We start from the raw sequence: 640 nt of genomic DNA on the forward strand, positions 1-640 counted from the left end.
AAAATCTTTTTAAAAATATAGAAAAATCAAAAAACGTTAGTTTGCCAAGATTTATATATGCATTAGGCATAAGGCATATCGGTGAACAAAATGCTAAATTGCTTGCTAGAGAATTTGGCAGCTATAATAATTTTATAGCTCAAATGGAATTGCTTAGAACAAATGAGCCTGATATTTATCAAAAACTAAACAATTTAGAAGGAATCGGTGATAAGATTTTAGTAGATATTATTGATTTTTTGGATGTTAAAGAAAATGTTGAGCTTATCAAAAAACTTGGTGAAATATTAAATATTGAAGATTATAAAGAGACTAGAGAACAGAGTAGTTTAACGGACAAGATAGTCGTATTTACCGGTAGTTTACCGACGATATCTAGAGCGGATACGGCTAAAAGACCGCTCAAATATTTTGTATATTCAGGAGGGGTAACTGAACAGAATCTCGCTTCTTCACAAGATCAATTACTTACAAAATTAAAAGAATGCGGCTTTAACATTAATGAAGTATCTAAACTTGCGAGTTCTGAAGAAGAAATTTTCGCCTTTTACGAATATCTCAAAACCAATAGAGAAAATTTACCTTATGAAATTGATGGAGTAGTATATAAGCTAAATGATTTTGCACTGCAAAATAGAAT

The 640-nt window shown here is 30.2% G+C and carries 1 protein-coding gene; it reads left to right on the forward strand.

The features are described 5' to 3' along the window. A partial coding sequence (locus O6R16_RS08040) for a helix-hairpin-helix domain-containing protein (protein ID WP_499680709.1) occupies positions 1-640 on the forward strand: 640 nt, incomplete at both ends.

The sequence above is a fragment of the Candidatus Rickettsia tasmaniensis genome, assembly GCF_036857515.1.
Taxonomy (GTDB): domain Bacteria; phylum Pseudomonadota; class Alphaproteobacteria; order Rickettsiales; family Rickettsiaceae; genus Rickettsia; species Rickettsia rickettsii.